At 59.6% G+C, this 12348-nt stretch carries 8 protein-coding genes and 1 riboswitch; of the genes, 7 read left to right on the top strand and 1 reads right to left on the bottom strand.

All coding sequences use genetic code 11. The features are described from left to right. The first annotated feature begins 48 nt into the window (after positions 1–48). The 4 genes from sgrR to thiQ all read left to right on the top strand — a co-directional run bounded on the left by sgrR (position 49) and on the right by thiQ (position 5168). A complete protein-coding gene (sgrR, locus tag HP564_RS17175) occupies positions 49–1710 on the top strand; it encodes an HTH-type transcriptional regulator SgrR (protein ID WP_371245045.1) in 1662 nt (553 codons plus the stop codon). 35 nt (positions 1711–1745) lie between these two features. Next, positions 1746–1838: riboswitch (TPP riboswitch) on the top strand. 45 nt (positions 1839–1883) lie between these two features. Continuing rightward, a complete protein-coding gene (thiB, locus tag HP564_RS17170; RefSeq protein WP_371245044.1) occupies positions 1884–2870 on the top strand; it encodes a thiamine ABC transporter substrate binding subunit in 987 nt (328 codons plus the stop codon). Continuing rightward, complete coding sequence (thiP, locus tag HP564_RS17165; protein ID WP_371245043.1) at positions 2846–4456, top strand: thiamine/thiamine pyrophosphate ABC transporter permease ThiP; 1611 nt, start codon at positions 2846–2848, stop codon at positions 4454–4456. The genes thiB and thiP overlap by 25 nt, the downstream gene beginning before the upstream one ends. Then, entirely contained in the window at positions 4440–5168 is a 729-nt protein-coding gene (thiQ, locus tag HP564_RS17160; protein WP_371245042.1) for a thiamine ABC transporter ATP-binding protein ThiQ, read from the top strand. The genes thiP and thiQ overlap by 17 nt, the downstream gene beginning before the upstream one ends. Here thiQ and HP564_RS17155 read toward each other — a convergent pair. Then, positions 5145–5909, bottom strand: a complete 765-nt coding sequence (locus HP564_RS17155) for a DedA family protein (RefSeq protein ID WP_371245041.1) — start codon at positions 5907–5909, stop codon at positions 5145–5147. The two genes, thiQ and HP564_RS17155, sit on opposite strands and share 24 nt — an antisense overlap. A gap of 153 nt (positions 5910–6062) precedes the next feature. On the opposite strand from HP564_RS17155, the gene polB reads away from it, so the two are divergent. From polB to rluA, 3 genes are all read left to right on the top strand, one after another. Next, positions 6063–8423: a DNA polymerase II gene (polB, locus tag HP564_RS17150; RefSeq protein ID WP_371245040.1), complete on the top strand. Its 2361-nt coding sequence runs from the start codon at positions 6063–6065 to the stop codon at positions 8421–8423. A 156-nt stretch (positions 8424–8579) separates the two neighbouring features. Next, entirely contained in the window at positions 8580–11486 is a 2907-nt protein-coding gene (rapA, locus tag HP564_RS17145) for an RNA polymerase-associated protein RapA (RefSeq protein ID WP_371245039.1), read from the top strand. Positions 11487–11692: 206 nt separating this feature from the next. After that, the gene (rluA, locus tag HP564_RS17140) at positions 11693–12346 is read left to right on the top strand and encodes a bifunctional tRNA pseudouridine(32) synthase/23S rRNA pseudouridine(746) synthase RluA (RefSeq protein ID WP_371245038.1); all 654 of its coding nucleotides are present in this window, start codon (positions 11693–11695) and stop codon (positions 12344–12346) included. The last annotated feature ends 2 nt before the right edge of the window (positions 12347–12348 follow it).

Genomic DNA, 12348 nt, shown 5'->3' with positions numbered 1-12348 from the left:
ATATAGGGCAGGAAAAACTGAGCGCTTTTCGCAGGGAGTTCCTCTTTTATGTCCTCGTCACGCCTTAAACAACAGTTCATCCGCCTGTGGCAGAGCTGCCAGGGTGAAAGCCAGCAGGCGACGCTAGGCGAGCTGGCGGAGCGACTGCACTGCTCACGCCGCCATATGCGCAATCTGCTTAATACCATGCAGGAGGCAGGCTGGCTCACCTGGCAGGCTGAAGCAGGACGCGGTAAACGCTCGCAGCTAACCTTTTGCTACACTGGCCTGGCGCTCCAGCAGCAGCGCGCGGAAGATTTGCTGGAGCAGGATCGTATCGATCAGCTGGTGCAACTGGTCGGTGACAAAGCGGAAGTGCGCCAGATGATCCGTGCCCATCTTGGCCGCAGCTTTCGCCAGGGCAAGCATATCCTGCGGGTGCTCTACTATCGGCCACTGGTTAATCTGCTGCCCGGCTCAGCGCTGCGCCGTTCGGAAACGCATCTGGCACGCCAGATCTTTAACGGACTCACGCGAATAAATGAGGAAAACGGGGAAGTCGAAGCCGATATTGCCCATCACTGGCAGTCGCTGTCGCCACTGCACTGGCGTTTCTATCTGCGCCCGGCGATCCGCTTTCACCACGGGCGCGAGCTGGAAATTGCCGATGTGATCGCCTCGCTGCAGCGCCTCCAGCCGCAGCCGCTCTTTTCCCATATCAGCGCGGTTGATTCTCCTGCTGCGTGGACGCTGGATATCCATCTTAAAGAGCCGGACAGCTGGCTTCCCTGGCTGCTCGGCAGCGTCAGCGCGATGATCCTGCCGCGCGAATGGCCACAGATGCGTGACTTTGCCCGCCAGCCGATCGGCACAGGCCCCTATCGCGTCGTGCGAAACCAGCAGAGCCAGCTAAAAATTGAAGCCTTTGACGACTACTTCGGCTTCCGTGCGCTGATTGACGATGTCTCTATATGGGTGCTGCCGGAGATCAGCGACGAGCTGGTTTTTTCGGGCGTGCGTCTGCAGGGCGCTGAAGACGATGAGAAGTCGGAGGAGAGCCGGCTGGAAGAGGGCTGCTATTTTTTGCTGTTCGATCAGCGCTCGGCAACAGGGCGCGACGCCGCAACCCGGCGCTGGCTCGCCCAGCTTTTTAATCCCGTTGCGCTGCTGAACCAGGCTGACAGGGGATACCAGCGCTACTGGTATCCCGCTTACGGATTGCTGCCGCGCTGGCATCACCGCCGCGATCTGACACCGGTAGACAAACCGGCGGGCCTGGAAAGCCTGACGCTGACGTGGTACAGCCAGCATGTCGAACATGAGGGCATCGCCAACGCGCTGCGCCCGCTGCTGGCGCAGCATAACGTACGGCTGCTAACGCGTGCGGTTGATTATGACACCTGGCATCGGGGGGAGGCGGAGAGCGATATCTGGCTTGGCAGCGTTAACTTTACGCTGCCGCTGGAGTACGCCCTGTTCGCCCAGCTCTACGAAATTCCGCTGCTGCATCACTGCTTGCCTGTCGACTGGGAAAAGGATGCCGCTCGCTGGCGGCGCAAAGCATTGCCGCTGGCGGAATGGAGCAAACGCCTGCTCGATACAGACGTTTTGCATCCGCTGTTCCATCACTGGCTGCTGCTTGAAGGCCAGCGCAGCATGCGCGGCGTAAGACTCAATACGCTAGGCTGGTTCGACTTTAAGTCCGCCTGGTTTGCGCCACCGACGCTGTAAGCCTTTCGCCTTGCCGATGAAATGTCTAGAATGAGCCGTTCTCAACGGGGTGCCTGCAAAAGGCTGAGAGAAACCCGTCGAACCTGATTCGGTTAGTACCGACGTAGGGATTTGAGAGGCTGCTACGCTCAGATCCTTTGCGACTCATAACAATTCTCCCTAAGGAGCGCAAAGTGGTTAAACAGATCCTTCCTCTGCTGCTGTTGCTGTCTGTCCCGGCACTGGCCGCGAAACCTCTTCTCACCGTCTATACCTACGACTCTTTCTCTGCTGAATGGGGGCCAGGACCAGCCGTCAAAAAAGCGTTTGAAGCCCAGTGCGGCTGCGAGCTGAAATATGTGGCGCTGGAAGATGGCGTATCGCTGCTTAACCGCGTGCGCATGGAAGGCAAAAACAGTAAGGCTGACATCGTTCTGGGTCTGGATAACAATCTGCTTCAGGCTGCGCAGCAGACCGGGCTGTTTGCCAGAAGCAGCGTCGACCTCAGTAAAGTGACGCTGCCGGATGGCTGGCAGGATCAGACCTTTATCCCGTTTGACTACGGCTATTTCGCCTTCGTCTATGATAAAAATCGCCTGAAGAACCCGCCGACCAGCCTGAAAGAGCTGGTGGAAAGTCCGCAAAAGTGGCGCGTAATTTACGAAGATCCACGCACCAGCACGCCTGGCCTGGGCCTGCTGCTCTGGATGCAGAAAGTCTATGGCGACAAGGCACCCGATGCCTGGCAAAAACTGGCGCAGAAAACCGTTACCGTGACCAAAGGCTGGAGTGAAGCCTATGGCCTCTTTTTAAAAGGGGAAGGTGATCTGGTGCTGAGCTATACCACCTCACCCGCCTATCACCTGATTGAAGAGAAGAAAGAGAACTACGCCGCCGCATCCTTTAGCGAAGGCCACTATTTGCAGGTCGAGGTCGCCGCTCAGCTCGCCAGCAGCAAACAGCCCGCGCTGGCCCAGCAGTTTATGCAGTTTATGCTGACCCCCGCATTTCAGCATGCGATTCCGACCGGCAACTGGATGTATCCGGCGATCAAAAGCGATCTGCCTGCTGGCTATCAGACGCTGACCGTGCCGCAAACCGCGCTGCAGTTTACGCCGCAGGAAGTGGCGCAGCAGCGCGCCAACTGGACTGGTGCATGGCAACGCGCCGTCAGCCGCTGATCCCGCTGTGGATCGTGCCAGGCGGCGGCGCGGCGCTACTGCTGTGCGCCGTGGCGCTGCTGGCATTTGGCGCGCTCTGGGTTAGCGCGCCTGCCGTTGACGGACAGGCGCTGCTGCACGACGACTATCTGCATCACGTCGTGCTCTTCTCGTTTATGCAGGCGCTGCTTTCTGCCCTGCTCTCTCTGCTGCCCGCCATTCCGCTGGCGCGCGCGCTCTACCGACGCCGCTTTCCTGGCCGCCAGCTCCTGCTACGCCTGTGCGCTATGACGCTGGTGCTGCCGGTGCTGGTGGCCGTGTTTGGGCTGCTGACGGTGTATGGTCGCGTCGGCTGGCTGGCTCAGCTCTGTCAGCTGGTGGGTATCCCTTACCGCTTTTCGCCCTATGGACTGCAGGGCATCCTGCTGGCACATCTCTTCTTTAATCTGCCACTGGCCACCCGCCTGATGCTACAGGCGCTGGAGAGCATTCCCGGCGAGCAGCGCCAGCTTGCCGCCCAGCTTGGGCTACGCGGATGGCACCGGTTTCGTCTGCTGGAGTGGCCCTGGCTACGCCGTCAGCTGCTGCCCACTGGCGCGCTGATTTTCATGCTCTGCTTTGCCAGCTTTGCTACCGTACTGTCGCTGGGCGGCGGCCCGCAGGCGACCACCATTGAGCTGGCGATTTTTCAGGCGCTGAGTTACGACTACGATCCCGGTCGCGCCGCGCTGCTGGCGCTGATCCAGCTCGCGTTCTGCCTGACCCTGGTGCTGCTGAGCCAGCGCTTCAGCAAGGCGATCCCCGCCGGAAGCGCTCCACTGCGCGGCTGGCGCGATCCGCAGGATTCACCGGGCGCACGCCTGGCCGACTCGCTGATTATCGGCCTGGCCCTGCTGTTGCTGCTGCCACCGCTGCTGGCGGTCATGGTTGACGGACTACGCGGTGGCGTCAGTGGTGCGCTGGTACAGCCAGCCCTGTGGCAGGCGACCTTCACTTCGCTGCGCATTGCCATCGGTGCGGGCATACTCTGCGTAATACTTACCTTGATGCTGCTCTGGAGCAGCCGCGAGCTGCGCTTGCGCCAGCGCCTTCTGCCAGCCCAGATGATGGAAACCAGCGGTATGCTGATCCTGGCCATGCCGGGCATTGTACTGGCGACCGGCTTTTTTCTGCTGTTCAACGCCACAACGGGCCTGCCTGACTCGCCAGCCGGGCTGGTGATGTTCGCCAACGCCCTGCTCGCCATTCCCTATGCGCTCAAAGTGCTGGAAAATCCGATGCGCGATATTGCCGAGCGCTACGCCTTTCTCTGCGCCTCACTGGGCATTACAGGCTGGAACCGTCTGCGGCTGATTGAGCTGCGTGCGCTGAGGCGTCCGCTGGCGCAGGCACTCGCCTTCGCCTGCGTTCTGTCGATCGGTGACTTTGGGGTGGTGGCTCTCTTTGGCAGCGCTGACTTTCGCACGCTGCCGTTTTATCTCTATCAGCAGACCGGATCTTATCGCGGTGCAGACGGTGCGATCACCGCCCTGCTGCTGCTGCTGATCTGCCTGCTGCTTTTTACCCTGATGGAAAAATTACCGGGCCGCCATGCTGACGCTGACTAATCTGACTTATCTGTATCAACATCTGCCGATGCGCTTCAGCTTTCACGCTGATCGCGGCGAACGGCTGGCGGTGCTGGGCCCAAGTGGCGCCGGCAAAAGCACGCTACTCAGCCTGATTGCCGGTTTTCTGCCGGTCAGCCAGGGGACGCTGACCATTGATGGCACAGACCATAGCCATAGCGTGCCTTCCCAGCGGCCAGTGTCGATGCTGTTTCAGGAAAACAACCTGTTTCCGCATCTCAGCGTGCAGCAGAATATGGCGCTGGGCCTGCATCCGGGATTAAAGCTGAACGCGGCCCAGCAGCGGCAGTTGCTGGAGATTGCCGAACAGACAGGGTTAAGCGATCTGCTGACGCGCCTGCCAGGCCAGCTCTCTGGCGGCCAGCGGCAGCGCGTGGCGCTGGCGCGCTGTCTGCTGCGTGACCGTCCACTGCTGCTGCTGGATGAGCCTTTTTCAGCACTCGATCCGGCGTTGCGCAGTGAAATGCTGCAACTGGTGCGTCGCGTCTGTGAGGCGCGGGCGATTACCCTGTTAATGGTGTCGCACAGTCTGGAGGATGCGCAGCAGATTGCGCCGCGCAGTCTGGTGATTGTTGATGGCCGCGTTTACTGGGACGGCGCGACCGACGCGCTGCTGTCTGGCAGCACGCACGAAGCCGATGTGCTCGGTATTGCGCGTGCGTCAGGCTCAGGCAAAGAATACGCGCCATAGCAGCTGGCGAAACATCGGCATCATGGGATGGAACTGGATAGCAGCCAGGGCGGCAACGCCAACGATCATCCCCAGCGGCGCCAGCCAGCGCAAACGCTCAGGTGGCAGATACGGCGTAGCCCAGTCGCGGCTTTTACCGCTGCGCCACCAGCGCCAGCCCAGCCAGCCGCCCAGCCACACCAGCAGCGCCACCAGCAGAAGTAGCCATTTAAATGCGCCGCTCTGCGCGTCTTTCGGTACGTCAATCGCGACGCCTGCCAGAATGCCCGGCAGCAGATAGAGCGGCGGCCACAGAACGCAGCCGATAAGATTCGGCGGCAGAAACTTCCGCACCGGCAGCTCCAGCATGCCTGCCGCCAGCGGGATCAGCGGACGCGTCGGCCCAACAAAACGCCCGACCAGAATAGTGAACATGCTGTGCTGATGGAGGGCGTGCTCGGTTTTGTCCAGCAGTCCCTTATACTTTTGCAGATATTTCCAGCGGTGCAGCGGCCCCTGAAACTTCCAGCCGATACCGTAAGAGATCCAGTCACCCAGTAAACAGCCGACGAAGCCCGCCGCCCATGCGGGATAGAGCCCAATCTGGCCGCTGCCTACCAGCGCGCCCAGGCTCGCCATCATTACGGTACCGGGCAGCAGCAGCCCGACAAAGGCCAGCGACTCCAGAAAGGTCACCAGCGCAACAGCGATAAGCGCGTACTCCAGCGATTGCGTAAACAGGTGTTGAATCCAGGCTTCCATAACCTTCCTTATCAGACGTGGGATGCTGGATTGTCCAGAGGTAGCGCAACAGCGTCAAGGTAAGAATTGTAGGCCAATATTGACAAAAGCGCACCGCGAGCACTGGATAAATAACCATGTTATACTCTGGCTGTTTTTTCATCTGGAGCTGATGTGAATAAGCCACGTGCAGGATACCTGCTTACCCGCCACTGGCGCGACAGCCCTCAGGGCATTGAAATCATTCTCTGGCTGGCGACAGACAGCGGTCCCCAGCGGCTGGTGCTGCCAGCCCAGGAATCTGTGGCGTTTATTCCCTGCGACTACCAGCCGCAGGTAGAAGCGCTGTTGCGCGATGAGCGTCAGCTGCGGCTACAGCCGCTGGCGCTGAAAGATTTCCGTCGTCGCCCCGTTTTCGGTCTCTATTGTCGCCAGCACCGCCAGCTTCAGCGTATTGAAAAGCTGCTGCGCGAGCAGGGTATTCCAGTCTATGAAGCGGACATTCGGCCACCTGACCGTTTCCTGATGGAACGCTTTATCACTGCGCCGGTCTGGTTTAGCGGTGAAGCACAGGGCGAGGCATTGATTAACGCGCGGCTGAAGCCCCATCCCGACTACCGGCCGCCGTTGAAATGGGTGTCGCTGGACATTGAAACCACCCAGCACGGCGAGCTTTACTGCATCGGTCTGGAGGGGTGTGGCCAGCGCCAGGTTTTTATGCTGGGCCCGCCCAACGGTGACGCCAGCGCGCTCGATTTTGACCTGATCTATGTTGATACCCGGCCACAATTGCTGGAGGCGCTTAACGCCTGGTTTGCGCAGCACGATCCCGACGTGCTGATCGGCTGGAACGTCATCCAGTTCGACCTGCGCGTATTGCAAAAACATGCCGACCGCTACGCCATTCCGCTGCGGCTGGGCCGCCAGAATGCCCCGCTGGAGTGGCGTGAGCATGGCTTCAAGCCTGGCGTATTCTCCGCCAGTGCGCCGGGTCGGCTGCTTATCGACGGCATTGAGGCACTGAAATCCGCCTTTTGGGACTTTCCCTCCTTTAGTCTGGAATCGGTGTCGCAAAACCTGCTGGGAGAAGGCAAAGCTATTGATAATCCGTGGCACCGCATGGAGGAGATCAACTGGCGCTTCGCGAACGATAAGCCCGCCCTGGCCCGTTACAACCTCAAAGACTGCGAGCTGGTGACGCGCATCTTCCATAAAACTGAAATTATGCCGTTCCTGCTGGAACGTGCGGCAGTTAACGGCCTGGCCGTCGATCGGCATGGCGGATCGGTGGCGGCGTTCAGCCACCTCTATATTCCCCGCATGCATCGCGCGGGCTTTGTGGCCCCTAACCTCGGCGAGATCGCACCGGAAGCAAGCCCCGGCGGATACGTGATGGATTCGCGCCCCGGCCTCTATGACTCGGTGCTGGTGCTCGACTATAAAAGCCTTTATCCCTCTATCATCCGCACTTTTCTGATCGATCCGGTTGGGCTGGTGGAAGGCCTGGCACACCCTGATGATGCCGATTCGGTGCCCGGCTTTCGCGAGGCGCGTTTTTCGCGCACCACGCACTGTTTGCCCGCTATGGTTGAGCAGATCTGGCAGGGACGTGAAGCCGCCAAAAAGCAGGGCAATAAGCCGCTGTCGCAGGCACTGAAAATCATTATGAACGCGTTTTATGGCGTGCTGGGCACCAGCGCCTGCCGCTTCTTTGATCCGCGTCTCGCCTCATCCATTACGCTGCGCGGCCACGCCATCATGCAGCAGACGCGCGAGCTGATAGAAGCAGAGGGCTTTGACGTAATTTACGGCGACACCGATTCTACCTTTGTCTGGCTGAAAGCGCCGCACAACGAAGCGGAAGCCGAAGAGACGGGCCGCCGGCTGGCGGAACGGGTTAACCGCTGGTGGCGCGAACATCTGCAACAGCAGTATGGCCTGACCAGCGCGCTTGAGCTGGAGTATGAAAATCATTTTAGCCGCTTTCTGATGCCGACCATTCGCGGTGCCGAACAGGGCAGCAAAAAGCGTTACGCCGGGCTGATCCGCGACGGCGTAAACGAGCGGCTGGTCTTTAAGGGGCTGGAGTCGGTACGCACCGACTGGACACCGCTGGCGCAGCAGTTCCAGCAGGCACTCTATGGCCGCATCTTTCGTAATGAGCCCTGGCAGGATTACGTGCGCGACACGGTGACGAAGCTGCTGGCGGGCGAGCTGGACGACCAGCTGGTGTATAAAAAGCGACTGCGCCGCCCACTGGCTGAATATGAACGCAACGTGCCGCCGCACGTGCGCGCCGCGCGGCTGGCAGACGATCAGAACCGCAAGCTGGGCCGTCCTCTCCAGTACCAGAAAGGCGGCTCGATTCGCTACGTCATTGCCACCGCCGGACCTGAGCCGCTGGAAGCGCGCGTTACGCCGCTTGACTACGATCACTACGTCAGCAAGCAGCTTCAGCCCGTGGCTGACGGCATTTTGCCGTTCGTTGACGGTGATTTTGCTACACTGATTACGGGGCAGCTGGGGCTTTTTTGACAGGTGACGAATGGCCTGCCTTCCAGTACCATAGCGCCCTTCCCTTACCTCACCGCTCTTAAAACCTGACCAGACCTCTTTTTGTCTGGCGAAAAGGTATTGCCTGTGGCTGGGAAACCTCTCCAAAAACACATTAAAAATTCGAGCTAACAAGATATGGTTTTTACATTAGGTCAACGCTGGATTAGTGACACTGAAAGTGAACTGGGACTGGGAACGGTGGTCGCGGCGGATGCCCGTATGGTTACGCTGCTGTTTCCGGCTACAGGTGAAAACCGTCTGTATGCCCGTAACGACTCCCCGGTGACTCGCGTTATCTTTAATCCGGGCGATACGGTAACCAGCCACGAAGGCTGGCAGATGCGCGTCGATGAAGTCCGCAATGACAATGACCTGATGACCTATATCGGCACGCGTCTCGATACTGACGAGACCGGTGTCGTGCTGCGCGAAGTGATGCTCGACAGCAAGCTGGTGTTCAGTAAACCCCAGGATCGCCTGTTTGCTGGACAGCTTGACCGTATGGATCGCTTCGCCCTGCGCTTTCGCGCCCGCAAATATCAGAGTGCCCAGTATCGCCTGCCGGTCAGCGGCCTGCGCGGCATGCGCACTAACCTGATCCCCCACCAGTTACATATTGCCCATGACGTGGGCCGTCGCCATGCGCCGCGCGTGCTGCTGGCGGATGAGGTAGGACTGGGTAAAACCATTGAAGCCGGCATGATCATCCAGCAGCAGCTGCTGGCCGGACGCGCCGAGCGCGTGCTGATTATCGTGCCGGAAACGCTACAGCATCAGTGGCTGGTTGAAATGCTGCGCCGCTTTAATCTGCATTTTGCGCTGTTCGACGACGACCGCTACGCCGAAGCGCAGCACGACAGTGATAATGCGTTTGAAACCGAACAGCTGATTATCTGCTCGCTCGATTTTGTCCGTCGCAACAAGCAGCGCCTTGCGCTCCTGGCGGAAGCAGAGTGGGATTTGATGGTGGTAGATGAAGCGCATCATCTTGCCTGGAGCGAAGGCGAGCCGAGTCGTGAATATGCGGTTATTGAGCAGCTGGCGGAGCAGATCCCCGGCGTGTTGCTGTTGACCGCGACGCCGGAGCAGCTGGGGATGGAGAGCCACTTTGCGCGCCTGCGCCTGCTCGATCCTGATCGTTTTCATGACTTTGCTCAGTTTGTTGAGGAGCAGCAGCATTTCCGCCCGATTGCCGATGCGGTCTCTTCCCTGCTGGCAGATAAAGCCATCTCGCAGGACGAGATGAATATGATTAACGATCTGGTTGGTGAACAGGATATTGAGCCGCTGCTCCAGGTCGCTAACAGCGATCGCGACGGCAAGCAGGACGCCCGTAAAGAGCTGATCACCATGCTGATGGATCGCCACGGCACCAGCCGCGTGCTGTTCCGCAATACGCGTAACGGCGTAAAAGGCTTTCCGAAACGTGAGCTGCACCAGATCCGCCTGCCGCTGCCTGCCCAGTATCAGACCGCCATCAAGGTCTCGGGTATTATGGGCGCGCGCAAAAGCGCTGAAGAGCGCGCGCGCGATCTGCTCTATCCGGAACAAATTTATCAGGAATTTGAGGGCGATACAGGCACCTGGTGGAACTTCGATCCGCGCGTTGAGTGGCTGCTCGGCTATCTGACCAGCAACCGCAAAGAGAAAGTGCTGGTGATCTGTGCGAAAGCGGCCACCGCGCTTCAGCTGGAACAGGTGCTGCGCGAGCGAGAAGGCATCCGTGCAGCGGTGTTCCATGAAGGCCTGTCGATTATTGAACGCGACCGTGCGGCGGCATGGTTCGCTTCGGAAGAGAACGGTGCGCAGGTGCTGCTCTGCTCTGAAATTGGTTCCGAAGGCCGCAACTTCCAGTTCGCCAGCCGTCTGGTGATGTTCGATCTGCCGTTTAACCCCGATTTACTTGAGCAGCGTATCGGCCGACTCGACCGTATCGGTCAGGCGCACGACATTCAGATTATGGTGCCCTGGCTGGAGAAAACCGCTCAGGCGGTACTGCTGCGCTGGTATCATGAGGGGCTCGACGCCTTCGAACATACCTGTCCGACCGGCCGCACGATTTATGACAGCGTGCATCAGCCGCTGATTAACTTCCTTGCCGCGCCGGAAAACAGCGAAGGCCTGGACGCGTTTATTGTCGAGTGCCGCAAGCAGCATGAGGAGCTGAAGTCACAGCTGGAGCAGGGCCGTGACCGCCTGCTGGAGCTGAACTCTAACGGCGGCGAAGCGGCGCAGGCGCTGGCGGCAGAGATTGCTGCGCAGGATAACGACACTGAGCTGGTGAACTTTGCCCTGAATCTGTTTGATATCGTCGGTATCAACCAGGAAGATCGCAGCGATAACCTGATCGTGCTGACGCCGTCCGATCATATGCTGGTGCCCGATTTCCCCGGTCTGCCGGAAGATGGCTGTACCATTACCTTCAACCGTGACCAGGCGCTTTCGCGTGAAGATACCCAGTTCATCACCTGGGAACATCCGCTGATCCGCAACGGCCTGGATCTGATCCTCTCCGGCGACACCGGCAGCTGTGCGCTGTCGCTGCTGAAAAACAAAGCGCTGCCGGTCGGCACGCTGCTGGTAGAGATGATCTATGTCGTAGAGGCGCAGGCGCCGAAGCATCTGCAGCTGACTCGCTTCCTGCCGCCAACGCCGATCCGTATGCTGCTGGACCGTAATGGCACGAACCTGGCGGGCAAGGTGGAATTTGAAAGCTTCAACCGCCAGCTTAACGCGGTAAACCGCCATACCGGCAGTAAACTGGTGAATGCGGTACAGCAGGATGTGCATGCGATTCTGGTACAGGCCGAAGAGAAAGTGGTGGCGGAAGCACAAGCCTTGATCGCAGCGGCGCGCACCGAAGCTGACGAGAAGCTGGGCGCAGAGCTGTCGCGTCTGGAAGCGCTAAAGGCGGTGAACCCGAACATCCGTGACGATGAGGTCGAGGCGCTGGAGAGCAACCGTCAGCAGGTGCTGGAAAGCCTGAGCGAAGCTAACTGGCGTCTGGATGCGCTACGCCTGATCGTGGTAACGCATCAGTAGCCTCTTTCAGACGGTTAAAAGGCCTGCAGGCAGGTAAGCGGGACCGGGAAGCAAAGTGTCTCGCGTCAGGGATGACGCGGGGCGAGCGGGCAACAAGGCCGCCTTTTGCGCCTTTGCGATCGGGCCCGCTCACTTGCGCTGGCACAGAGTGAACAAACGCCGGGATCATCCGGCTCCTTTTCTTCGATCAATAAGCAGAATAAACCATGGAACCCTACAATCCGCCGCGCGAACCCTGGCTGCACATCCTCTATCAGGATGCGCACATTATGGTGGTCAACAAGCCGAGCGGGTTACTGTCGGTGCCTGGCCGCCTGGAAGAGCACAAAGACAGCATCATGACGCGCATTCAGCGCGACTATCCGCAGGCGGAATCGGTGCATCGTCTCGACATGGCCACCAGCGGCGTGCTGGCGGTCGCCTTAACCAAGGCAGCGGAGCGCGAGCTAAAGCGCCAGTTTCGCGAGCGCGAGCCGTCAAAAAGCTATGTGGCGCGCGTCTGGGGCCATCCGGCAGCGGAAAAAGGGGTTATTGATCTGCCGCTGATCTGCGACTGGCCGAACCGGCCGAAACAGAAAGTCTGCTTTGAAACCGGCAAAGCGGCGCAGACCGAGTATGAAGTGCTGGCCTGGCTGGACGACAACAGCGCGCGCGTGGCGCTGAAGCCGATCACCGGCCGCTCGCATCAGCTGCGCGTCCATATGCTGGCGCTGGGCCATCCGATCCTGGGCGACGGCTTTTACGCTCATCCGGACGCAAAAGCCCGCGCGCCGCGCCTGCTGCTGCATGCCGAATCGCTGACCATCACGCATCCGGTATTTGGCAACAGCATGACGTTTCGTCAGCCCGCCGATTTTTAAGT

This window comes from Pantoea sp. KPR_PJ, from assembly GCF_041386365.1.
Classification (GTDB): domain Bacteria; phylum Pseudomonadota; class Gammaproteobacteria; order Enterobacterales; family Enterobacteriaceae; genus Pantoea.
Note: the sequence above shows the minus strand (reverse complement) of the source record. Positions and strands in the feature narration are given on the sequence as shown.